This is a genomic window from Nocardia cyriacigeorgica, assembly GCF_010858045.1.
Classification (GTDB): domain Bacteria; phylum Actinomycetota; class Actinomycetes; order Mycobacteriales; family Mycobacteriaceae; genus Nocardia; species Nocardia cyriacigeorgica_E.
The window spans coordinates 212214-235986 of sequence record NZ_JAAGVC010000001.1; the positions used below are offsets into that span (position 1 = coordinate 212214).

19 protein-coding genes are annotated in these 23773 nt (G+C 68.0%); 10 read left to right on the top strand and 9 right to left on the bottom strand.

Annotated elements, in window-relative coordinates; all coding sequences use genetic code 11:
• Nucleotides 1-56: 56 nt before the first annotated feature.
• Nucleotides 57-1541, top strand: coding sequence for an adenosylhomocysteinase (ahcY, locus tag GV790_RS00980; protein ID WP_163809441.1), 1485 nt, complete (start codon nt 57-59; stop codon nt 1539-1541).
• A 70-nt stretch (nt 1542-1611) separates the two neighbouring features.
• On the opposite strand, the gene GV790_RS00985 is transcribed toward ahcY, so the two are convergent.
• Nucleotides 1612-1851 (bottom strand): hypothetical protein, encoded by a 240-nt coding sequence (locus GV790_RS00985; protein WP_163809443.1) that lies wholly within the window; start codon nt 1849-1851, stop codon nt 1612-1614.
• Between the two features lie 198 nt (nt 1852-2049).
• On the opposite strand from GV790_RS00985, the gene GV790_RS00990 reads away from it, so the two are divergent.
• The 7 genes from GV790_RS00990 to GV790_RS01020 all read left to right on the top strand — a co-directional run bounded on the left by GV790_RS00990 (nt 2050) and on the right by GV790_RS01020 (nt 10265).
• Entirely contained in the window at nt 2050-2697 is a 648-nt protein-coding gene (locus GV790_RS00990) for a dTMP kinase (protein WP_163809445.1), read from the top strand.
• Between the two features lie 78 nt (nt 2698-2775).
• Entirely contained in the window at nt 2776-3453 is a 678-nt protein-coding gene (gene mtrA / locus GV790_RS00995; protein WP_014352544.1) for an MtrAB system response regulator MtrA, read from the top strand.
• A gap of 72 nt (nt 3454-3525) precedes the next feature.
• Nucleotides 3526-5367 carry an MtrAB system histidine kinase MtrB gene (gene mtrB, locus GV790_RS01000; RefSeq protein WP_306042365.1) on the top strand — a complete coding sequence of 614 codons (1842 nt, stop codon included), beginning with the start codon at nt 3526-3528 and terminating at the stop codon, nt 5365-5367.
• Nucleotides 5364-7187, top strand: coding sequence for an MtrAB system accessory lipoprotein LpqB (gene lpqB / locus GV790_RS01005; protein ID WP_163809450.1), 1824 nt, complete (start codon nt 5364-5366; stop codon nt 7185-7187). Before mtrB ends, lpqB begins: the two co-directional genes overlap by 4 nt.
• Before the next feature lie 57 nt (nt 7188-7244).
• A complete protein-coding gene (locus GV790_RS01010; protein ID WP_163809452.1) occupies nt 7245-7877 on the top strand; it encodes a ComF family protein in 633 nt (210 codons plus the stop codon).
• Nucleotides 7878-8119: 242 nt separating this feature from the next.
• Entirely contained in the window at nt 8120-8803 is a 684-nt protein-coding gene (hpf, locus tag GV790_RS01015; RefSeq protein ID WP_178127449.1) for a ribosome hibernation-promoting factor, HPF/YfiA family, read from the top strand.
• Between the two features lie 169 nt (nt 8804-8972).
• Complete coding sequence (locus GV790_RS01020; RefSeq protein ID WP_163809456.1) at nt 8973-10265, top strand: acetyl-CoA C-acyltransferase; 1293 nt, start codon at nt 8973-8975, stop codon at nt 10263-10265.
• A gap of 71 nt (nt 10266-10336) precedes the next feature.
• Here the strand turns inward: GV790_RS01020 and bluB are convergent, their stop codons facing one another.
• The 6 genes from bluB to GV790_RS01050 all read right to left on the bottom strand — a co-directional run bounded on the left by bluB (nt 10337) and on the right by GV790_RS01050 (nt 17249).
• Entirely contained in the window at nt 10337-10990 is a 654-nt protein-coding gene (gene bluB / locus GV790_RS01025) for a 5,6-dimethylbenzimidazole synthase (RefSeq protein ID WP_163809459.1), read from the bottom strand.
• A 103-nt stretch (nt 10991-11093) separates the two neighbouring features.
• On the bottom strand, nt 11094-12347 hold the full coding sequence (locus GV790_RS01030) for a fatty acid desaturase family protein (RefSeq protein WP_163809461.1): 1254 nt from the start codon (nt 12345-12347) through the stop codon (nt 11094-11096).
• Nucleotides 12348-12442: 95 nt separating this feature from the next.
• Complete coding sequence (locus GV790_RS01035; RefSeq protein WP_163809462.1) at nt 12443-13873, bottom strand: fatty acid desaturase; 1431 nt, start codon at nt 13871-13873, stop codon at nt 12443-12445.
• A gap of 128 nt (nt 13874-14001) precedes the next feature.
• Nucleotides 14002-15150, bottom strand: coding sequence for a ferredoxin reductase (locus GV790_RS01040; protein WP_163809465.1), 1149 nt, complete (start codon nt 15148-15150; stop codon nt 14002-14004).
• 106 nt (nt 15151-15256) lie between these two features.
• Entirely contained in the window at nt 15257-15787 is a 531-nt protein-coding gene (locus GV790_RS01045; RefSeq protein ID WP_175585773.1) for a DUF6912 family protein, read from the bottom strand.
• 37 nt (nt 15788-15824) lie between these two features.
• Nucleotides 15825-17249 carry a WS/DGAT/MGAT family O-acyltransferase gene (locus tag GV790_RS01050; RefSeq protein ID WP_163809468.1) on the bottom strand — a complete coding sequence of 475 codons (1425 nt, stop codon included), beginning with the start codon at nt 17247-17249 and terminating at the stop codon, nt 15825-15827.
• 331 nt (nt 17250-17580) lie between these two features.
• Here GV790_RS01050 and secA point away from each other — a divergent pair, with 331 nt between their 5' ends.
• Both secA and GV790_RS01060 read left to right on the top strand, forming a co-directional pair.
• On the top strand, nt 17581-20415 hold the full coding sequence (gene secA / locus GV790_RS01055; protein ID WP_163809471.1) for a preprotein translocase subunit SecA: 2835 nt from the start codon (nt 17581-17583) through the stop codon (nt 20413-20415).
• A 294-nt stretch (nt 20416-20709) separates the two neighbouring features.
• A complete protein-coding gene (locus tag GV790_RS01060) occupies nt 20710-21447 on the top strand; it encodes a DUF3558 domain-containing protein (protein ID WP_163809473.1) in 738 nt (245 codons plus the stop codon).
• 4 nt (nt 21448-21451) lie between these two features.
• On the opposite strand, the gene rsgA is transcribed toward GV790_RS01060, so the two are convergent.
• A complete protein-coding gene (gene rsgA, locus GV790_RS01065) occupies nt 21452-22453 on the bottom strand; it encodes a ribosome small subunit-dependent GTPase A (protein WP_178127454.1) in 1002 nt (333 codons plus the stop codon).
• Complete coding sequence (gene aroA / locus GV790_RS30900; RefSeq protein ID WP_163809481.1) at nt 22450-23736, bottom strand: 3-phosphoshikimate 1-carboxyvinyltransferase; 1287 nt, start codon at nt 23734-23736, stop codon at nt 22450-22452. Before aroA ends, rsgA begins: the two co-directional genes overlap by 4 nt.
• Nucleotides 23737-23773 lie beyond the last annotated feature (37 nt).

Below are 23773 nucleotides of genomic sequence, written 5' to 3' on the forward strand. Positions count from 1 at the left end.
GGGAGCGACTAGCCTTGCTTCGGAACCGATATCCGGAGAGAGGCTGATCCAGGCGCATGACGACCTCAGAACTTCCCGCACGTACGTCGCTGACCGCTGATGTCCGTAACGGCATCGATTACAAGGTGGCGGATCTGTCCTTGGCCGAGTTCGGTCGTAAGGAGATCCGGCTTGCCGAGCACGAGATGCCCGGCCTGATGGCTTTGCGTCGCGAATACGCCGACGTGGCGCCGCTGAAGGGCGCGCGTATCTCGGGTTCGCTGCACATGACGGTGCAGACCGCGGTGCTGATCGAGACCCTGACCGCACTGGGCGCGCAGGTGCGCTGGGCCTCGTGCAACATCTTCTCCACCCAGGACCACGCCGCGGCCGCGGTCGTCGTCGGCCCGAACGGCACCGTCGACGAGCCCAAGGGCACCCCGGTGTTCGCCTGGAAGGGTGAGACGCTGGAGGAGTACTGGTGGGCGGCCGAGCAGATGCTCACCTGGCCGGATGAGCCGGCCAACATGATCCTCGACGACGGCGGCGACGCCACCATGCTGGTGCTGCGTGGCGCGCAGTTCGAGAAGGCGGGCGTGGTCCCACCGGCCGACGAGGAGCACTCCGCCGAGTACACGGTGTTCTTGAACCTGCTGCGGGAGCGTTTCGAGACCGACAAGGGTAAGTGGAGCGCGATCGCCGAGAGCGTGCGCGGCGTCACCGAGGAGACCACCACCGGTGTGCTCCGGCTGTACCAGTTCGCGGCGGCGGGGGAGTTGGTGTTCCCGGCGATCAACGTCAACGACTCGGTCACCAAGTCGAAGTTCGACAACAAGTACGGCACCCGCCACTCCCTCATCGACGGCATCAACCGCGGCACCGATGTGCTCATCGGCGGCAAGAAGGTGCTGATCTGCGGTTACGGCGATGTGGGTAAGGGGTGCGCGGAATCGCTTGCCGGACAGGGCGCCCGGGTGCAGGTCACCGAAATCGATCCGATCAACGCGCTGCAGGCGCTGATGGACGGCTACGACGTCGTCACCGTGGAGCAGGCCATCGCCGATGCCGACATCGTCATCACCTCCACCGGCAACAAGGACATCATCACCCTCGATCACATGAAGGCGATGAAGGATCAGGCCATCCTCGGCAATATCGGTCACTTCGACAACGAGATCGATATGGCGGCGCTGGAGCGTTCGGGCGCAACGCGTTTGAACATCAAGCCGCAGGTCGATCTGTGGACCTTCGGGGAGAGCGGCAAGTCGATCATCGTGCTGTCGGAGGGGCGTCTGCTGAACCTGGGCAACGCCACCGGCCACCCCTCGTTCGTGATGAGCAACAGCTTCTCCAACCAGGTGATCGCTCAGATCGAGTTGTGGACCAAGCCCGACGAGTACGACAACGAGGTCTACCGGCTGCCCAAGCACCTCGATGAGAAGGTCGCGCGGATCCACGTCGAGGCGCTCGGCGGCACGCTGACCAAGCTCACCAAGGATCAGGCCGAATACATCGGCGTCGATGTCGAGGGCCCGTACAAGCCCGACCACTACCGCTACTGATCCAGCGATACGGGAAGTGGGCCGTCGACGGAGACGTCGACGGGCCACTCTCGTTGTGGCGATGACCGGATCAACACACCGTGCCGGGGGTGCAGCCGCGCCCGATCTGGCCCAGCAGCTCCAGTACGTCCACCACCATGTCCGCGCTTCCCGACGCGCTGCCGGTGCCGCTGTCATCGATCGGGACGACCGCGGCGGGCGCCGCGGGCTCGAGGGCGAGGGGCGCCGCCGTGGCGGTGGCACCGCCGGTGACGGTGACCCCGAGCGCGACGGCAACGGCTGCGGTGCACAGGACGTGCTTCAACGACATGTGTGCGTTCTCCCTAGTGACGATGGGCGTTCGAATGCTCCGGGGCGGAATCGGTCCGGGCATGTCGACCATTCCCGCTACGCTCGTCCATCGCGAGACCCGAATCCTGTTGGGATCAGAATCGCGGGCACTTCACCCATGTGCGCCTCCCGCCGAAGGAATTTCCGGCCCGAGGCGGCCCCGAGTACCCTGCTGGCCATGGGTGAACTGATCGCGGTCGAGGGGCTCGACGGCGCCGGTAAGCGGACGCTGATCGAGGGTCTGCTGGCGGCCCTGCGCGAGCGGGGGCTGCGCGCGGGCACGCTCGCCTTCCCCGGCTACGGCCGCTCGATTCACGCCGACCTCGCCGCCGAGGCATTGCGCGGATCGCACGGCGATCTCGCCGCCTCGATCAATGCCATGGCGGTCCTGTTCGCGCTCGACCGTGCCGATGCGGCGATGGAGCTGTCGAACCTGTTGGACAGCAACGACATCGTGATCCTGGATCGCTATGTCGCTTCCAACGCAGCGTATTCGGCCGCCCGGGCCGAACAGTCCGCCGACGGCGAAATCGTCGGCTGGGTGGGCGATTTGGAATTCGGCCGGCTGAAGCTGCCGGTGCCCGCGCTCACCGTCCTGCTCGATGTGCCCACCGAGGTGGCCGCCGAACGTGCCCGCAGGCGCGGCGAACTCGACTCGACGCGGGCACTCGACGCCTACGAGCGCGACGCTGGATTACAGGCTCGCACCGGTGCGGTGTACCGGGAGCTGGCCGAGCGGGACTGGTACGGCCCGTGGTGGACATACCGATCCGATGACGATCGCGCCGCCCTACTCGCCCGTTGTGTGGAAATCCTGGGCGAATAAGGTTGGATATGCGGCGCGCATGCACCAGTAATGCGCGTGGTGGCCCGATACTGGCGTGGGAGATGACAACATAGAGATATGAAGCCGAAGATTCTGGTCGTCGACGACGATATGGCACTCGCAGAGATGCTCACGATCGTCCTGCGCGGGGAAGGGTTCGACCCGCATGTGGTCGGCGACGGCACGCAGGCGCTGTCGGCGGTCCGGGAAATCCGCCCCGATCTGGTGCTGCTGGACCTGATGCTGCCGGGCATGAACGGCATCGACGTCTGCCGCGTGCTGCGGGCCGACTCGGGGGTCCCGATCGTGATGCTCACCGCCAAGACCGACACGGTCGACGTGGTGCTCGGCCTGGAGTCCGGCGCCGACGATTACATCGTCAAGCCCTTCAAGCCGAAGGAGCTCGTGGCCCGCGTGCGCGCGCGGCTGCGCCGCACCGAGGAAGAGCCCGCCGAACTGCTCACCATCGCCGACATTGTCATCGACGTGCCCGCGCACAAGGTGAGCCGCGAAGGTCAGCAGATCTCGCTGACGCCGCTCGAGTTCGACCTGCTGGTGGCGCTCGCGCGCAAACCGCGGCAGGTGTTCACCCGTGAGGTCCTGCTCGAGCAGGTCTGGGGCTACCGGCACGCCGCCGATACCCGTCTGGTGAACGTGCACGTCCAGCGCCTGCGCGCCAAGGTCGAGAAGGATCCCGAGAACCCGGAGATCGTGCTGACCGTGCGTGGGGTTGGGTACAAGGCCGGACCGCCGTGATCGGTCGTCGGTCCGGGTCGATGACTCGGAGGCGGCGGCTTGCCTGAGCACGAAGGCGGCCGCCTCGCCTCGCTGCAGCGAGGGCTCGCGCCGGTGGGTGCGTGGTTCAAGGGTGTCGGGAGTTCGCTCGGCCATCTGTGGCGGCGGTCGTTGCAGCTGCGCGTCATCGTCTCGACGCTGACGTTGTCGCTGATCGTCATCACGATCCTCGGTGTGGTGCTCACCAGCCAGATCACCGATCGGCTGCTGGACGCCAAGATCAACGCGGCGATCGAGGAGATGGACCGCGCCCGCGCCACGGTGCAGAGCCAATTGCAGGGCGCCCACGATCCTGCGCTGCTGCGCCAGCGCTTGGCCGATGCCCGCACCGCGGTCTCCGATCGCGGTGGCGAGAGCCGGTCCGGCAGCGCGGCGGGCAGCTTCGACTCGGCGTTGAGCATCGTCGGCGGCACCCCGCCGCAGCAGATCACCGCGGGCCCGATCGAGCAGATCCCGGACGAGCTGCGCCGCTTTGTGCAGGGCAACCAGGTGAGCTACCAGTTCGCCACGGTGAACGATCCGGACGGCTACCAGGGCCGTGCCCTCATCATCGGCAGTCCGAGCGCCGACAACCCGACCCTCGAGACCTACCTGATCTTCCCGCTGGGAAATGAGGAGCGGTCGCTGGCGCTGATGCGCGGCACCATGATGGTCGGCGGTCTGGTGTTGCTGGTGCTGCTGGCCGCGATCACCGCGCTGGTCACCCGGCAGGTGGTATTGCCGATCCGGTCGGCGGCGCGGATCGCCAGCCGATTCGCCGACGGCCGGCTGCGCGAGCGCATGCTGGTGCGCGGCGAGGACGATATGGCGCGGCTGGCCGAGGCGTTCAACGAGATGGCCGAGAGCCTGTCCAACCAGATCACCCAGCTCGAGGAGTTCGGCAATCTGCAACGCCGGTTCACCTCCGACGTCAGCCATGAGCTGCGCACACCGTTGACCACGGTGCGCATGGCCGCCGACCTGATCCACAGCAGCAGCGAAGACCTCGACCCGGCCCTCGCGCGCAGCGCCGAGTTGCTGGTCACCGAGCTGGACCGGTTCGAGGGACTGCTCAACGACCTGCTCGAGATCAGTCGCCACGACGCGGGTGTGGCCGAGTTGCAGGTCGAATCGCTGGATGTGCGGATGTGCGTGCGCGCCGCGGTCTCGACGGTGCGGCATCTGGCCAAGGAATCCGGCGTGGAGGTGGTCGTCGACCTGCCGGAGGAGCCGGTGGTCGCCGAGGTCGATCCGCGCCGAGTGGAGCGGGTGCTGCGCAACCTGCTGGCCAACGCCATCGACCACAGCGAGGGCAAGCCGGTGCTGATCCGGATGCGCGGCGACAGCGAGGCCAATGCCGTCGCCATGGTCGTGCGCGATCAGGGCGTCGGGCTGCGTCCGGGGGAGGAGAAGCTGGTCTTCAGCCGGTTCTGGCGTTCGGATCCGTCCCGGATGCGGCGTTCCGGAGGTACCGGGCTGGGCCTGTCGATCAGCGTCGAGGACGCGAATCTGCACGATGGCAAACTGGAGGCCTGGGGTGAGCTCGGCGTCGGCGCCAGCTTCCGGCTGACGTTGCCACTGGTGCGCGGCCGCAAGATGGGCAAGAGCCCGCTGCCGTTGGAGCCGGGCGTGCGCAAGGTCCGGGCGGTTGCCGAACTGCCCGCGGCGGAGGCCGAATCCGCTCCGGCCGCGGCCGGCCCGGCGATCTCGGAGGCCGGCGGCCCCGGCGCGGCCGAGGCGCAGACCTCCGGCCCGGGCCAGGACTCCGATACCGCGACGACCGGACCGGCCGAGGATGCGCGAGCCACCCGGACCGGCACGCCTCACGACGGCGCATCCGGCACCGGCTCACCCACCGACGCCGTGCTCACCGACACCGGAGACAAACAGCCATGACCATGCGGCCCACCGACCCCAGCAGAACGCCGCGCGGGCGATTACTCGCCGCGCTGGCGGCCGCGCTGGCCGGGGTCCTGCTGCTGGGTGGTTGCGCGAGCCTGCCGGAATCCTCGCAACCGCAGGCGCTTGGCACCATCAACCGGGAACCGACCTCCGCCGGCCCGCCCGCGCCACTGGAGGGCCGCGATCCCGGCCTGCTGCTGCTGGATTTCCTGCAAGCCAGCGCCGATCCGACCAACCGGCATCTGGCCGCCAGGCAGTACATGAACCCGTCGGCGGCCACCAAATGGAACGACGCCGCGGGCACGGTGATCGTCGAGCGGCCCGACACCCTGCTCGAATCGCGCACCGAAACCACCGCGACCTACCGCATCCGCGCTCAGCGCGTGGCCGAGCTCGCCCCCGACGGCGCCTACCGCGCCATCGACGGACCGCCGCTCGAGTACAAGGTCGAGATGAGCAAGGTCGACGGCGAATGGCGCATCGATGAGCTGCCCGACGGCGTCGTCATCGATAAGCCCGCGTTCGCCAAGTTCTACCGGCGTTACGTGCTGTACTTCGTCGATCCGACCGGCAGCGCGCTGGTGCCGGATCCGCGGTGGATCGCCTCGCCGAAGGATCAGCTGACCCAGCGGCTGCTCACCCTGCTCGGTGAGGGCCCGCAGCCGGCCATCGCCCCCGTGGTGCGCAATGAACTCGACGCCCGGCGGGTGACGTTGCGCGGCCCGATCACCAAGGCCAACGGTGACCCGGAGGAGGTCGGCGTCGGTCTCGGCGGGGTACGCATCGACCTCGCGGGCGCCTCCGCGCTTGCGCCACGGGAACGGGAACTGCTGGCCGCCCAGATTGTGCTCACGCTGGCCAAGGCCGACGTCCTCGGCCCGTACCTGCTGCTGGCCGACGGCAAACCGCTCGATGAGCGCTTCGCCGCCAACGGCTGGTCGGTGGCCGATATCCACCAGTACAGTCCCGAGGCCTTCGCGCAGAACCAGACGGGGTTGCACGCGCTGCGCGATGGTGCCCTGGTCGAGGTGAACAGCGACGGAATCGCTCCGGCTCCCGGCTATTTCGGCGCGGTGCGCAATCTGCAATCGGTGGCGATCACTCCCGACGGCCAGCTGGTCGCCGCCGTGGCGGATGCGGGCAGGCCCGCTCCGGAACCGCCGCGAACGCTGATGATCGGCAGCTACGGCGGCAACCAGTTCCCGGTCGCCGAGGGCACCACCATCAGTCGCCCGTCCTGGACGGTGGACGGTACGGCCGCCTGGGCAGTGATCGACGGCGAGCGGGTGATCCGGGTGGTCAACGATCGATCCACCGGCAACGTCTCGGTCCAGGATGTCGACATCTCCGCGCTGACCAGCGGCTCCAGCGGGCTGCGGCTGCCCATCACGGAGGTCAGGATCGCGCGATCCGGCGTGCGGGCCGCGCTGATCGCCGACGGCAAGGTGTACGTGGCGGTGGTCGAACGGCGCCCGGACGGCAAGTTCGCGCTGACCTCACCGCTGCCCATCGCGGTCGGGCTCAGCACGCCGGCGGTCTCGTTGAACTGGCTGACCGCCGACACCATCATCTTGGCCCGCGACGGTGACGTCGACCCGGTCAGTACCGTCTCCATCGACGGTTCCCAGCTGATCTCGCAGACCACCCGTAACCTCACCCCGCCGGTCCGCTCGGTGACGGCGGCCCCGGACCACCAGTACGTGGCCGATTCCCGGGCGGTGCTGGAGTTCACCACCAATCCCGAAGGTGGCGAACAATATTGGCGTGAGGTGCCCGGCCTGGGCGCCAGCGCGGTACCGATCCTGCCCGGCTGACCCCCGCTTTCCCGTCGCGGATCCGTTCGTGTCGGTGGGTGCGGGCACACTCGGGCGATGCGAACACTGCTGGATCTGGTGTTGCCCCTGGAATGCGCCGGCTGTGCGAGCGCGGGCGCTGGCTGGTGCGCGCGGTGCGACGCCCATCTGGCCGGTGCGCCGCAGCGGGTGCGCCCGCGCACCGATCCCGGCGTCCCGTGCTGGGCGTTGAGCCGCTACACCGGCCCGCCGCGCCGGGCGGTGCTGGCCGCCAAGGAACGCCGCAGGCGGGATCTGGCCCATCCGCTCGGCCGTGCGCTGGCCCGCGGCATCGGCCGGTTGCGGGCCGACACCCGGCCGGTGGTGCTGATCCCGGCACCCAGCCGCCGGGTCGCCGCCCGGCGCCGCGGCGGCGATCCGGTGGTGCGTTCGGCCGCCGCGGCAGCGGGTTGGCTGCCCGGTTGCCAGGTGCTGCCGGTGCTGACCGTGTGGCGGGGTGTACACGACTCCGTCGGCCTTTCCGCCGGTGAACGCAGACACAACTTGCAAGGCCGTATCATGACCGCCCCCATTCCGGCGCTGCCGGAAAACGCGCAGGTGGTGCTGGTCGACGATGTGCTGACGACCGGGGCGACGGCCGCCGAGTCGATCCGTGCGCTGACCGGGGCCGGGGTGGCCGTGGACGCGGTGTTGGTGACGTGCGCGGCTTGACTTCAGGAAATTTGCGTGAACAGTGGCGGACCAGCGGTTGTCGTACTAGCGTCGCGGTCACACACCCGAACCGGCAGTTTGGAGGTGGGTCTCGGACACATGGTGCCGAGCGGCTGTCATCCGGCAGACCGACCGGCACGTCTCAATCCCGCCGCACGCCAATCGGGTCGTGCGGCCAGATCCGGGAGGTACGCGTGACGACTTCTTCACGACCTTCAGTGCAAGATGTAGATCCTTCGACGCTGGACGCTCAGCGGCCCGAGCAACCCGAGGCGGACCGCCCACGAGCCACTCGCGCCGACATCGTGGTGAAGGGCCGCAATGTCGAGGTCCCCGACCATTACCGAATTTATGTGTCGGAGAAGCTATCTCGACTGGAACGCTTCGACCCGTCGATATTCCTGTTCGATGTCGAGCTGTTCCACGAGCGCAATCGTCGTCAACGCAAGGCCTGCCAGCGTGTGGAGATCACCGCCCGTGGCAAAGGTCCGGTCGTGCGCGCGGAAGCCTGCGCGGACAGCTTCTACGCCGCCTTCGAATCGGTGACGGCGAAGCTGGAGAGCCGGCTGCGCCGCACCAAGGACCGCCGCCGGGTGCACTACGGCGAGAAGACGCCGGTCTCGGTCGCCCAGGCCACCGCGGACCTGATCGACGAGTCGCTGTTCGAGCCGGGCGGAGGGGCGCATGAGCACCCCGACGAGTCCCGCGGCCGGGAAAGTGATGAGCACGCCGACTACGCGGCGGGCCCCGGCCATATCGTGCGCACGAAGGTGCACCCGGACACGCCGATGACGGTCGACGACGCCCTGTACCAGATGGAACTCGTCGGGCACGATTTCTTCCTGTTCCACGACAAGGAAACCGACCGACCCTCGGTGGTCTATCGCCGACATGCCTTCGATTACGGCTTGATCCGACTGGCCTGACGGCCACGCCGAGGCCGCGGTTCGAGCACCGCCGCCACGGCATTCGATGATTCCCGGCGACCCGGCCGGTGCTTGGCGCACCGGCCGGGTCTCGTCGTTTCCGGCGTTTCCTCGACGCACAACTTACTTCTGAGTAAGTTGGAGGGTCCGATGGCTGAAAGGAATTCGCATGGCAACCAGGGCTGCTCGCCGTGCCGTGATCGTCTCCGGCGCACGGACTCCGTTCGTGCGCGCGTTCACCGATTACACCCGGCTGGATTCGATCGACCTCGCCGATATCGCGGTACGCGGTCTGCTGGAACGCACCGGCCTGGCGGGGGACCAGGTGCAGGCGATCGTGTGGGGTGGGGTGGTGCTGCCCAGCGCGGCACCCAATATCGCGCGTGAGATCGCCCTGGATCTGAAGCTGGACCCGGGCTGCGAGGGCTATACCGTCACCCGGGCCTGCGCCTCGGGTTTGCAGGCGGTGACCTCGGCGGCAGCGGCCATCGAGCGCGGTGAATACGACATCATGATCGCCGGCGGCAGCGATTCCACCAGCGGCGCCGAGGTCAAGCTGCCACAGAAGATCGTGCACGCGATGGCGCCGCTGGCGCTGGGTAAACCGAAACCCAAGGACTATCTGTCGGCGATCGCTCAGCTGGCGCCGTTCACCGATCTGCTGCCTTCGCGGCCGAAGATCGCCGAACGCACCACCGGTGAGGTGATGGGGGAGTCGGCGGAGAAGATGGCGCGTATCCACGGCATCAGCCGGGCCGCCCAGGACGAGTTCGCCGCCCGCTCCCACCACCGGGCCGCCGCCGCCATCGCCTCTGGCCGTTTCGACCGGGAGGTGCTCGCGGTCGACACTCCCGACGGCGCGAGGATCACCCGCGACGGGTTGGTCCGCGCCGACACCGGTGTCGAGAAGCTGGCGAAGCTGAAGCCGGTGTTCGCCGAGGACGGCAGCGTCACCGCCGGCAATGCCAGCCCGCTCACCGACGGCGCGTCGGCGGTGCTGCTGATGAGCGAGGAGACCGCGCGGGCGCTGGGCTACCAGCCGCTCGCCGCGTTCCGCTCCTGGAGCTATGTCAGCGTCGATCCCACCGACCAGGTGCTCATCGGCCCGGCCATCTCCATGCCGCGGGCGCTGGACAAGGCTGGCATGTCCTTGGCCGACGTGGACCTGGTCGACATCCACGAGGCGTTCGCCGCCCAGACCCTGTCGGTGCTGTCGGCACTGGCCAGCGACGAATGGGCCAAGACCCGGCTGGACCGCGATACCGCGGTCGGCGAGGTCGATATCGACACGCTGAACGTGCACGGCGGCTCGGTGTCGATCGGGCATCCGTTCGGCGCGACCGGGGCCCGGATGGTGACGACCATGGCGAACGAATTGGCCCTGTCCGGGAAGGAGACCGCGCTACTCGGGATCTGTGCCGCCGGCGGTATCGGTGCCTCGGCGGTGCTCGAGCGGGTCTGAGCGGGTTGTCGAGGCGACGGGAGCCCGGCCGGGGTGCGGCGGCCGGGCCGATCGTCCGCTCGGGTGACCGGTCAGCGGGGATCGGGGTCGGCGCAACCGAAGGTCTCGCGGTGCACCGCCTGGTGGATCGGCCGTCCGGCGCGCCACCCGAACCGTTCCAGATCGGGGACCTGCTGGAATTCCCGCACCGGCCCGACGCACAGCCAGGCGATCGGGCGGATTCCCTCCGGCGCCCCGATCAGTTCGCTCAGGAATCCCGGCTCGTAGAACGACACCCATCCCACGCCGATGCCCTCGGCGGTGGCGGCCAGCCAGAGGTTCTGGATCGCGAGAACCGCTGAGTACACGCCTGTCTCGGGGACGGTGGCGCGCCCGAGTACCTGCGGCCCGCCACGGTCGTGGTCGTAGGTGACCACGATCCCGGTGCCGCTCTGCTCGATGCCTTCGATCTTGATCGGGTCGAAGGTGGCCGCGCGGTCCGGTGGCAGGCTGTCGTGGAACTCACGGCGCTTTCCGGCGACGTGCTCCGCGAAGGTGCGCAACCGGTCCCGATCACGCACCACGACGAAATCCCACGGTTGCGAATTGCCGACGCTGGGCGCGCGATGGGCGGCGTCGAGGATGCGCCACAGGGTGTCGTCGTCGACGATCTCGCCGGTGAACTCGGCGCGGACATCGCGGCGCATCCGGATGGCGTCGTACACGGATATCGGTGGAGCACTCACCCGGAGAGTCAATCACGGGGGATCCACCGGGCCTGCGTGCCACGAGCCCGGCCCGCACATCACCGAGGTGAAGGCGGGCCGGGTGCACGTCGACGAGCCGATATCAGCCGATCGGCAGGGCCTTACGGGCGAAGCGGCGGCGGCCCTCCGCCAGCGCCGTGCGCAGTCCGCGACGGCGACCGGTGACCGGGTCGAAGCTCGGCGTGGTGTTGCCGTTGAACTTGCGCTCGGACGCGGTCTCCGGGGCGTCGTCGGCGGTGTGGCGCAGGTACTTGTTCGGCAGCGACAGCTTCAGGATGGTGCGCCAGGCCTTGAAGTACTGCACCGGAAGCGAGCCGGTGGTGTAGGGCAGGTCGTACTTCTCGGCCAGTGCACGCACCCGGACCGCGATCTCGGCGTACCGGTTGCTCGGCAGGTCCGGGAAGATGTGGTGCTCGATCTGGTGGCTCAGGTTGCCGGTCATGAAGTGCATGATCGGGCCGCCGGAGATGTTGGCGCTGCCGAGCATCTGCCGCAGGTACCACTCGCCCTGGGTCTCGTTGTCGATATCGGCCTTGGTGAACTTCTCCGCCCCGTCCGGGAAGTGGCCGCAGAAGATGACGGCATTGGTCCAGACATTGCGGACCATGTTCGCGGCCAGATTGGCGGTGAGCGTGCTGAAGAACGCCGGGCCGGTCAGCAGCGGGAACACCACGTAGTCCTTGAGCGTCTGCTTACCGATCTTGGTGAGCACCTCAGCACGCTTGCGTTCGAACTCGGCCCGCTCGGGGGAGCCGGGCTTGTACTTGCCCGCGGCCAGCTTGCCCAACTCCAGATGCTGGATGGCGACGCCGTACTCGAAGAACAGCTGCAACACCAGGTTGTACACCGGGTTGCCGAGGTAGAACGGCTTCCAGCGCTGATCGCGCGTCACGCGCAGCAGGCCGTAGCCGATGTCGTCGTCCATGCCGAGCACATTGGTGTACTTGTGGTGCAGGTAGTTGTGGGTGTGCTTCCAGTGCTTGGCCGGGCCGGTGTTGTCCCATTCCCAGGAGCTGGAGTGGATTTCCGGATCGTTCATCCAGTCCCACTGGCCGTGCATGACGTTGTGCCCGATCTCCATGTTCTCGATGATCTTGGCGGTGCCGAGCAGGGCCACGCCGGCCAGCCAGGCCGGCGGCAGGAAGCTGGCGAACAGCACGGTGCGGCCGCTGATCTCGAGCGCACGCTGCAACCTGATGACATTGCGGATGTAGCGTGCGTCCCGTTCACCACGCGAGGATTCGATTTCCCGCCGAATCGCGTCGAACTCCGCGCCGAGTGCCTCCACATCGGCTTCGGTGAGGTGCGCGTACTCCTTGACATCCGAGATCGCCATGGCGGTTACAGTACCGTAAGTTACGAGACCGTAGGTTGCCGAGATCTTGCCGAAATTGTGGCAAATCCCGCATTGCCTTCAGCCGGTGAAACCTGTTATTTTCCCGCCCGCCGCGACCGGTACTCGCGGCGCAGCGACTCCCGTTCCGACTTCGCCCGCTCCTTCAGCGAGCGCTTGGCCTCGCGCAGCACTTCCTTCTCGTGTCTTGCCTTCTCCTTGAGGGCGCGCTTGGCCTCGCGCAGCACCTCTTTCTCGTGCCTGGCCTTCTCCTGGAGCACTGTCCTGGCCTCGTGCATGGCCGAGCGCAGGCCCCGGCGGCGACCCGTGGCCGGATCGATGGACCAGTGCAGATGCTCGGTGCCGGACCAGTTCGTCACCGGGGAGGGCAGGGTGATGCCGGCGAACTTGCGTTCGGAGGAGGTTTCGGGCGCATCGTCGGAGGTGCGGCGCAGGAACCGGTCCGGCAACGCCAGCTTGTGGATGGTGCGGAACGCCAGCAGATACTGCTTGCCCAGCGAACCCGTGGTGTAGGGCAGGTCGTACTTGTCGCACAGCTCGCGCACCCGCTGGGAGACCTCCGCATAGCGGTTGCTCGGCAGATCCGGGAACAGGTGATGCTCGATCTGGTAGCAGAGATTGCCGCTCATGAACGCCATCGCGGGCCCGGCCTTGAAATTGGCGCTACCGAGCATCTGGCGCAGGTACCACTCGCCGCTGGTCTCGTCTTCGAGCTGCTCGATGGTGAATTTCTCGGCGCCGTCGGGGAAGTGGCCGCAGAAGATCACCGCGTAGGCCCACAGGTTGCGGATCAGGTTCGCGGTCGCGTTGGCCTTCAGCGTCGACATGAAGGCCGGCCCGGTGAGCGCGGGATAGAACAGGAAGTCCTTGGCCACCTGCCTGGCGATCTTGCGGCCGAACACGATATTGGGTTCGGACTTCAGCTGACGGCTGGGAATGCCCGCCAGTTCCTTCTCGATGCTCCAGTCGTGCAGCGCGATGCCCCACTCGAAGGTCGCCGCCAGGATCAGGTTCGCCACCGGCTGCACCAGGTGCACCGGGCGCCAGGGCTCGTCCCTGGTCATCCGCAGGATGCCGAAGCCGAGATCCTCGTCCTTGCCCAGCACGTTGGTGTAGGTGTGATGGGAGTAGTTGTGCGCGCGGCGCCACTGCGCCGACGGGCCTGTCATATCCCATTCCCAGGTGGTGGAGTGGATCTCCGGATCGTTCATCCAGTCCCACTGGCCGTGGCTGATGTTGTGGCCGAGCTCCATGTTCTCGATGATCTTGGCCACCGACAGCAGCGCGGTGCCGGTGACCCAGGCCCAGCGGTTGCGGCTGCCGAACAGCACGGCGCGCCCGGCCACTTCCAGCGCGCGCTGAGCGGCAATGGTGCGACGGATGTATTTGGCGTCCCGTTCGCCCAGCGACTGCTCCACCGACCGGCGCACGGAATCGAGCTCATGTCCGAGGGTCTCGATGTCGGTGGCCGTCAGATGGGCAAAGGCTTTGATGTCGGTGATGGCCACCGGCGTCCCTTCTGTCTTCGATCAGCCCGGCGGGCCGTATCCGATCGGCCGCGAGGGGCCGTAGTCGACTTACCCAGAGGGTACCCGCCGAACACCCGATTCAGTCGCGTCCGATCGACCGGACTCGCTCATACGTCGAGCGTGCAGTCACCGGCCGCGGCCGACACACAGGTCTGAACCTTCTCGCCTTCGCGCTTCTCGTTACCGTTGCGCAGATCGCGGGCATGCCCGGAGGCGATGGTGACCACACAGGTCTGGCAGATACCCATCCGGCAGCCGAACGGCATCTGCACACCGGCCGCCTCGCCTGCCTCGAGCAGGCTGGTCGCACCGTCCACCTCGGTGGTGCGGCCGCTGCGCCCGAAGGTGACGGTGCCGCCCTCACCGACCGCGGAACGCTCGATCTCGAATCGCTCGACGTGCAGCCGCTCGCTGATACCGGCCTCGGCCCAGTGCTTTTCGATGTCATCGAGCATCGGCAGCGGTCCGCAGGCCCAGGTCTGGCGTTCGCGCCAATCGGGGATGCGCTCGTCGAGCGCGGCCACGCTGAACTTGCCCTGCTGTCCGGTGAGCTGCAGCTGCGCGGTGAAGCCGGGATGCTTGGCGTCGAGCTCGCGCAGTTCATCGCCGAACATGACGTCCTCGGCGGTGCGCGCGGAATGAATGTGCACCACATCGGTGACCACCTCGCGGCGGTCCATCGCCCGCAGCATCGACATCACCGGAGTGATGCCGCTGCCGGCGGTGAGGAACAACACCTTCTCCGGCGGCGGAGACGGCAGCACGAACGAGCCCTGCGGTGCGGCCAGGCGCACGATGGTGCCCACCGGGACGCCGTTGACCAGATGGCTGGATAGGAAGCCCTCCGGCATCGCCTTGACCGCGATGGAGATGACCTTCTGCTTGCCCCTGCGTCCGCCGGCCTCGGCATCGGTCCAGTCCGGGGGGCAGGTGAGCGAGTAGGAGCGCCAATGCCAGCGGCCGTCGACCAGCAGGCCGATGCCGATGTACTGGCCGGGCTGGTACTGGAAGTCGAAGCCCCAGCCCGGCTTGATCACCAGGGTCGCCGAATCAGCGGTCTCCGAGCGCACGTCGACGATGCGTCCGCGCAGCTCCCTGGCCGACCACAGCGGGTTGGCCAGGTGCAAGTAGTCGTCGGGCAGCAGCGGGGTGGTCACCCTGGCCACCGCGCCGCGCAGCACGTTCAACCGTCCGCCGCGCTCGGCGACGCTCGCGGCCGGTGCCTCGAGCCAATCGCGGACACTCTTGAAAACCATCGCTGCCGTTCGTCTCCCTGATCGTTGGCGGACCGGTCCACCGCCTGCCCGCAAGGTTACGGCATCGTAGGTTATCCGCTCGGTGCGGTGGTGTCAGGACGACGGCTCAGAGTAATTCGAGCAGGAACGGCAATTCCTGGGCGGCGTACCAGGCCAGCTGATGGTCCTCGGCGTCGCCGAGGACGAATTCGGCGTCCGGATCGCCGAGGTCGGCGGCGTCGATGACGTCGACCGCCTTGGCGACCGCCGGTTCGGCGTCGGCCAGGTCGACGTGCACCGAGGCGATCCGGTCGTAGGTGATCGGACCGGACAGCCGCACCACGGCGTCGTCGAGGTCGGGGCGCAGCTTCGCGCCGGTGACGTCGGCGGCGATCACCGCCCTGCGGTAGACCGGGGCATCCGGCAGGGCCGCAGGCGCCGCCTCGTCGGGTTCGTCGCCGGAAGCCATGGCCTCGGTGATGGCGTCGCGTTCGGCGGCGATCAACCGCAGCGCGGCGCGGGCGGCCTCGCCCATGGCGACCTCGGCCAGCTCCTCGTCGTCGCCGGAGGCGTAGGCCTCCCGCAGCGCCGGGGTGACCGCGAACGCCGTCGCGCCGACCGCGCGCAACTCACGCTGTTCGACCAGGTCGCGCAGCATCGGCACGGTCGCGGGCACATAGACGCGCAGCTTGCTCTCAGAGGCAGGCACCGAGCATCTCCTCCATGGATTCGTGCACCGACGCCGACAGCACCCCGATATCGGCCATCGCATCGCGGTCGGCATTGAGCCCGTAGAAGACCCGCCCGTCATAGGACGTGATCCCGATGCTCGTCACCTGATTACGCAGCAACGGCGACACCGGATACATCTCCAGCATCCGCGCGCCACCGATGTACATCGGCGTCTGCGGACCCGGCGCGTTGGTGATCACCAGATTGAACGTGTGTTCTGCGAAGGTACTCGCCGCCCGCACACTCATCGCGTGCAGGCTGGCCGGTGCGAATCCGGCCAGATGCACCAGGGTGCGCGCCCGCACACCGCGCCTGCTCTTGGCGGTGGCCTCGGTGGCGTGCGAGATGTGCGAGAGCCGCATCACCGGATTGGGTTCGCCGACGGGCAGGTCGATGAGGAACGAGGACACCTCACCGGCGGGTTTGACGGTGTCGTCGGAGCCGTCGACGTAGACCGACATCGGCACCACCGCCCGCAGCACGCTCGAGTCGACCAGCGCCTCGCCGCGTGAGAGCAGCCAGTTGCGCAGCGCGCCGGTGACCACCGCCAGGATCGCGTCGTTGATCGAGCAGTCGAAGCGGCGCTTGATCTTGCGGTAATCCTCCAGCCCGGTGGTGACGACGTCGAACCGGCGCTGCCGGGAGGTGCGGGCATTGAGCGGACTGTCCGGTGCGCCGGTGGTGACCGATCGCACCGTCGACACCACCGAATCGACCGCGCGCCCGGCGGCGCCGAGCAATCCGAAGCCGCTCGAACCCGCCTCCCGCAGCACCTCGATCGCCTCGCTGGGCTGGCCTGCCAGCTGGGTCAGCGCGCCCACCAGCAGTTCGGTATCGCTCGGCTCGCGCGGGGCGCACCAGGCGTCGTCGGCGAAGCCACGCGGTGAGGTGCCCGAATCCAGGATGACGTGCCCGATCTCCAGCGCGCTCTCGCCGTCGACCAGGGCAGAATGGGATTTGGTGAACACCGCGCAGCGCCCGCCCGAGAGGCCCTCGATCAGATACATCTCCCACAGCGGCCTGCCCTGATCGAGTGGACGCGAGGAGAGCCGGGCCACCAGTTCGTGCAGCTGTTCGTCGGAGCCGGGAGCCGGCAGCGCGGAGCGGCGGATGTGGTAGTTGATGTCGAATCGGCTGTCTTCCACCCAGACCGGCCTGCCAAGCGACAGCGGGATCTCGCGCACCTTCCTGCGGTAGCGCGGCACCAGCGAGAGCCGGGACTCGACCAGATCGACCAGGCGGTCGTAGTCGAGCACGGGCTTGCTGTGACCGTCGCCGGAATCGGCGGTGGTGTTCTGGAGGATCGCGAGAGAGCCGATGTGGATCGGGTTGCTGCTCGACTCGAGTCGATAGAAGGACGCGTCCTGCGGCGTCAGCCTCGTGATCACGCTGCCCGATGCTCCTTCCCGTGCCGCCTCCGCGAGCAGCCCGTCCCGACCATTGTGGTCCCGCCACATCGATTCTTGTCCCATTCTGTGGCATCTCCCGCGAATGCGTCGTGCACGGGTACCGTTGGGTTCATCCACATCGACACCGCGCGTGACGATGGCTGCCCCGCCGGTCCTCGGCCCGGCCCTGCGAGCGGCTGACCACGGCGCCTACCATGGGTGCCGCATTACCATGAAGCGAGCTGCGGCTTCCGCACCACGCGGGCCGTGCGTACCGGCCCGGGGGGGCCGGGGACACGACGACACACCGACCAGAGGACTGACGAGACCCGTGCCTGCGCTGACACTGACGAGGTTGCTACGGATTGGTGAGGGTCGCATGGTCAAGCGGCTGTCCCACCTCGCCGAGGAGGTTCTCGCACTCGAGTCCGACTACGAGGACTTCACCGACGACGAGCTGCGCGCCAAAACCGAGGAGTTCAAGCAGCGCTACGCCGATGGTGAAACCCTCGACGACCTGCTGCTAGAGGCGTTCGCGGTGGCCCGCGAAGCATCGTGGCGGGTGCTGAACCAGAAGCACTACAAGGTTCAGATCATGGGTGGCGCCGCGCTGCACCTGGGCAATATCGCCGAGATGAAGACCGGTGAGGGCAAGACCCTGACCTCGGTGCTGCCCGCCTACCTCAACGCCATCAGCGGCGACGGCGTGCACATCGTCACCACCAACGACTACCTCGCCAAGCGCGACTCCGAGTGGATGGGCCGCGTGCACCGCTTCCTCGGGCTCGAGGTCGGCTCGATCCTGTCCGGCATGACGCCCGCGCAGCGTCGCCTGGCCTACAACGCCGACATCACCTACGGCACCAACAACGAGTTCGGCTTCGACTACCTGCGCGACAACATGACCCACTCGCTGGAGGATCTGGTCCAGCGCGGGCACAACTTCGCCGTGGTCGACGAGGTCGACTCCATCCTCATCGACGAGGCCCGCACCCCGCTGATCATCTCCGGGCCGGCCGACGCCTCCTCGAAGTGGTACGCCGAATTCGCGCGCATCGCGCCGCTGCTGAAGAAGGACCTGCACTACGAGGTCGACATCAAGAAGCGCACCATCGGTGTGCACGAGGCCGGCGTCGAATTCGTCGAAGATCAGCTCGGCATCGACAACCTCTACGAGGCCGCGAACTCGCCGCTGGTGAGCTACCTGAACAACGCCATCAAGGCCAAGGAGCTCTACACCCGCGACAAGGACTACATCGTCCGCGACGGCGAAGTGATCATCGTCGACGAGTTCACCGGCCGCATCCTGGTCGGCCGCCGCTACAACGAGGGCATGCACCAGGCGATCGAGGCCAAGGAAGGCGTCGAGATCCAGCCGGAGAACCAGACGCTGGCCACCATCACGCTGCAGAACTACTTTCGGCTCTACGACAAGCTCTCGGGCATGACCGGTACCGCCGAAACCGAGGCGGCCGAGCTGCACCAGATCTACAACCTCGGCGTCATCCCGATCCCCACCAACAAGCCGATGATCCGCGCCGACCAGGCCGACCTCATCTACAAGACCGAGGAATCCAAGTTCGCCGCCGTGGTCGACGATGTCGTCGAGCGGCACGAAAAGGGCCAGCCGGTGCTGATCGGTACCACCAGCGTCGAGCGCTCGGAGTACCTGTCCAAGCAGTTCACCAAGCGCGGTATCGCGCACAACGTGCTGAACGCGAAGTTCCACGAGAAGGAAGCCGAGATCATCGCCGAGGCCGGTCGGCCGGGCGCGGTCACGGTGGCGACCAATATGGCCGGTCGTGGTACCGACGTCGTGCTCGGTGGCAACCCCGACATCATCACCGACATCATGCTGCGCAAGCAGGGCCTGGACCCGGTGAACACCCCCGAGGAGTACGAGGCGGCCTGGCTGCCCACCCTCGAGCAGGTCAAGGCGCAAACCGCCGAAGACGCCGACAGGGTGCGCGAGGCGGGCGGGCTGTACGTGCTCGGCACCGAGCGGCACGAGTCGCGTCGTATCGACAACCAGCTGCGTGGTCGCGCCGGCCGTCAGGGCGATCCCGGTGAGTCGCGGTTCTACCTCTCGCTCGGTGACGAGCTCATGCGCCGCTTCAACGGCGCCGCGCTCGAGGCCATCATGACCAGGCTCAATCTGCCCGATGATGTGCCGATCGAGGCGAAGATGGTCTCGAAGGCCATCAAGAGCGCGCAGACCCAGGTCGAGCAGCAGAACTTCGAGATCCGCAAGAACGTCCTCAAATACGACGAGGTGATGAACCAGCAGCGCACCGTCATCTACGGCGAGCGCAACCGGATCCTGCGCGGTGAGGACATGGAGGGCCAGGTCCAGGAGATGATCACCGATGTGATCACCGCCTACGTCGACGGCGCCACCGCCGAGGGCTACGTCGAGGACTGGGACCTGGAAAAGCTCTGGTCCGCACTGAAGATGCTGTATCCGGTGGGCATCGACTACAAGGAGCTGGTCGGCGAGACCGGGATCGGCGAAGCCGGCGAACTCACCCGCGAGGAGCTGCTCGAGGCGCTGCTGCAGGACGCGCACGACGCCTACGCCAAGCGGGAGGCCGAGATCGACGGCCTCGCGGGCGAGGGCAGCATGCGCACCCTGGAACGTCAGGTGCTGTTGCAGGTGCTCGACCACAAGTGGCGCGAACACCTCTACGAGATGGATTACCTCAAGGAGGGCATCGGCCTGCGCGCGATGGCCCAGCGCGACCCGCTGGTCGAATACCAGCGTGAGGGCTTCGACATGTTCACCGCGATGCTCGACGGGTTGAAGGAGGAGTCGGTCGGCTACCTGTTCAACCTCCAGGTCGAGGTGCAGCAGCCGCAGCCGGAGGGCGTCGCGGTCGATCCCGGCCTGCGTTCCCCGGTCGGTGCCATGGCGGCCCCCGCTCCGGCTCCGGCACAGCCCGCCGCCAACGGCGCGCCCGCGGCACTGCGCGCCAAGGGCATCGACACCTCCGGTCCGCGCGGTCTGAGCTACTCCGGTCCCGACGAGGGCGGCCACGCCGCCGTGCACAGCGCCTCGGAGGAGTACGGCGACGGCGACGATTCGCACGCCACCCGCCGCGAACGCCGCGAAGCCGCCCGCGCCCAGGCCAAGGGCAAGCGAGCGCCGAAGACGCGCCGCAAGCACTGAGTGCTGAACGATGAAGGCGCCCATGGGTTCCCATGGGCGCCTTCCTTGCATTGGGGGCGTGGCCATGCGGCGCGCCCGCAATAGGCGCGGTAGCACGCGCGGTGCCGTAACGGCGGCGCTCCAGCCGTCGCGAGCACATGACGTCGAGCTCCCCACATTCACAGCGTGCCGCTATGTAACGGCTCGTTTTTCGTTGTCGATCAAGCTGTCGGGTTCACGCTCGTAAGCCCCGGAAGTTCCTGACGCGCTGGCCGAAGGTCCTCGAGAATGCTTGGCAGTAAGGGAATCTCGACAATGATGAGACGTACGAAGACGCTGGGCATCGCGGTCGTGTGCGGTGTGGGGCTCGTGCTCGCCGGTTGTGGCGGCGAATCGGGGGAAGCAGGTCCGGGCGACGGAAAAACAGGCACCTCGACCGCGGCCCGCGCGACCGCCGGTGCCGCGACCACGACGGCCGGCAGCGCGGCGCCCGGTGCGCCCGGCGCGGAAAGTGGCAGCGCGGCACCGGTTCCCGTGGCTCCACCGGAATCCGCACCGGGTGACCGCGCGCCAGCGACCGGACCGGCGGCAGAACCGGCTCCGGAACCGGCCGCCGAACCGACTCCGGCCCCCGGCGGCGCCGGACTGTGGGACCCCTGCGCATTGCCCGAATCGGCACTCTCGGCAGCTGGGCTCGATGCCGCCACCGAGCAGAAGATCACCGGCTCCTGGCGTCCGGAGTGGCTCACCTGCCAGTGGCAATCCGCGAACGGCGCCTTCGATATGACGGTGGTGTCCACCGACCGATCACTGGATGAGGTGCGGCAAGACCCCGAGTTCAAGGAGTACACCTCGGTGTATGTCGATGGACGCACCGCGGTCAAATACCGCGCGATCCAGGATGTGAACATGTCGACCTGCGCGGTCAGCGTGGTGGTGCCGGATGGGAGCGTCATGTTCTCGCTGCGCCTGCACGGCGGCAAACCCGCGGTGGGCGAGTCGTGTGGGCAGGCGGCCGTCGTCAGTGAGGAATTGGCCGCACACCTGCCGTGAACGCCTACCAGGGATCGTTGGAATTCAACGCCGTCAACAGCTGACGGATCGCCGCCACGCGCCGCTCCTTGCCGGGCAGCCGGTCCAAGGCGCACTCCGGGTCCGCGGGCGGCCCCAGATGGGTGCAGCCGCGCGGGCAGTCTTCGATGGCGTCGGCAAGGTCGGTGAAGGCGGCGATGACGTCGTCGGGGGTGATGTGGGCCAGGCCGAAGGAGCGCACGCCCGGGGTATCGATCACCCAGCCACCGCCCGGCAGCGGCAGCGCCACCGATTGGGTGGAGGTGTGTTTGCCCTTGCCGACGCCGGAGACCTCGCCGACGGCGCGGTCGGCGTCGGGAACCAGCCGGTTGACGAGGGTGGATTTGCCGACACCGGAGTGGCCGATGAAGGCGGTGAGGTGGCCGGTGAGCAGCTCCAGCACCGGCTCGATGGGGTCGTCGACCCCGCCGTAGACGATGGTGAGATCGAGATCGTCGAAGAGGGCGGCGAATTCGGAGTCGGCGGCCAGATCGTGCTTGGTCAGGCACAGGATCGGTTGCAGCCCACCGGCATACGCGGCGACCATGGCGCGTTCGACGAAACCGGTGCGCGGCGGCGGATCGGCCAGCGCGACGACGATGAACAGCCGCTCGGCATTGCCGACGACCACCCGTTCGAACGGATCGGTGTCATCGGCGGTGCGGCGCAACACCGTTCGCCGTTCGGCGACCCGCACGATCCGGGCCAGCGTGTCGGGTTTACCGGACAGATCCCCGACGACGTCGACCTGATCGCCGACGACGATCGGGGTGCGACCGAGCTCGCGCGCCCGCATGGCGACGATCAGGCGATCGGGATCGCCGTCGAGCACACACCCCCAGCGCCCGCGGTCCACCGACACCACCATGGCGGCTTCGGCGTCGTTGTGCTGCGGGCGGGTCTTGGTTCGCGGACGCGAGCTCTTGCCGGGACGTACCCGCACATCGGATTCGTCGTAGCCGGCGAGGGAGCGGCCGCGCCGGCTCAGCGCACCGCTCCCTGATCGGCGGGATCGAGCATCCGCTCCCACAGCGCCACGAAATTCGGCAGCGTTTTCGCGGTGGTTCCGATGTCCTCGATCTCGATCCCGGGGACGGTGAGTCCGAGAATGGCGCCCGCGGTGGCCATCCGGTGGTCGGCGTAGGAATGCCATTGCCCGCCGGTGAGCGGCGCCGGGACGATCTCGAGGCCGTCCTCGGTCTCGGTGACGTTGCCGCCGAGCCGGTTGATCTCGGTCGACAGCGCGGCCAGCCGATCGGTTTCGTGCCCACGCAGATGCGCGATGCCGCGCAGGTAGGACGGCGAATCGGCGAGGGCGGCCAGCGCGGCGACCGTGGGGGTGAGCTCACCGACATCGTGCAGGTCGATATCGATGCCCGCGAGCCGGTCCGGCCCGCTGACGGTCAGCACGCCGTCGAAGATGCGCGCCTCGGCGCCCATCCGTACCAGGATCTCGCGGATGACGTCACCGGGCTGGGTGGTCAGCCGCGGCCAGTGCGGAATGCTGACGCTGCCGCCGGTGACCGCGGCCGCGGCCAGGAACGGCGTCGCGTTCGACAGGTCCGGTTCGACATCCCAGTCCACGGCGGCGATAGCGCCAGGCGTCACAGTCCAGGTCTGGGCCTTGCGGCTGTCGGCGGGCGCCTGCACCTCGACGTCGGCACGGCGCAGCATCTCCACCGTCATCTCGATATGCGGCATCGACGGCAGCGCCTTGCCGTCGTGATGGACGGTGATGCCCTCGTCGAAGCGCGCTGCCGACAGCAGCAGGCCGGAGACGAACTGCGAGGAACCCGACGCGTCGATGGTGACGGCGCCACCGCGCAGCGATCCGGTGCCGTGCACGGTGAACGGCAGCGCGTCGCCCTCGATCCGCGCGCCGAGCCCGCGCAGCGCGTCCAGGATGGTGCGCAGCGGGCGGACCCGGGCCTGCGCGTCCCCGTCGAAGGCCACCGCGCCGGTGGCGAGGGTGGCCAACGGCGGCAGGAACCGCATCACCGTGCCTGCCAGCCCGCAGTCGACGGCACCGCCACGCAGTTCGCCGGGCGTGACGGTGAGGGTTTCGGCGTCCCCGTCGATCCGCACGCCGAGGGCACGCAGTGCGTCGATCATCAGGTTCGTGTCGCGGCTGCGCAGCGCACCGGTGATCGTCGACGGCCCCTCGGCGAGCGCGGCCAGGATCAGTGCTCTATTGGTGATCGATTTCGATCCGGGCAGGGTCACGGTCGCGTGCACGGGGGCGTCGACATGGGGCGCTGGCCAGAAATTCACCAGTCCATCTTCGCTTATGTGCGGCGCGGATACACGG